The organism is Listeria sp. SHR_NRA_18 (genome assembly GCF_003856515.1).
Classification (GTDB): Bacteria; Bacillota; Bacilli; order Lactobacillales; family Listeriaceae; genus Listeria_A; species Listeria_A newyorkensis.
The window spans coordinates 1-202 of record NZ_QPKR01000125.1 but is presented as its reverse complement, the minus strand read 5'-3'; the positions used below and the strand labels follow the sequence as shown (position 1 = coordinate 202).

At 43.6% G+C, this 202-nt stretch carries 1 protein-coding gene; it reads right to left on the bottom strand.

From position 1 onward, the window contains the following. Positions 1–202, bottom strand: a 202-nt coding sequence (locus DUK53_RS17710; protein ID WP_201740754.1) for a bacterial Ig-like domain-containing protein, incomplete at both ends; no start/stop codon positions are given.

Genomic DNA, 202 nt, shown 5'->3' with positions numbered 1-202 from the left:
GTAACATCATATACGCCGGGGGTCATGTTATCTACGTCATTTTTGATTAGCTCTAATTTCCCTGTCAGGTCTCCATCCTTCGCATCTTTCGCGCTGACTTCTGCCAACGGATCAAAATTGTCGCCTACATAGATGGTATGATCTTTTGCTTCAATGATTGGCTTGCTTAAAACGGTTACTTGGACGGTCTTGGTTGTGCTTT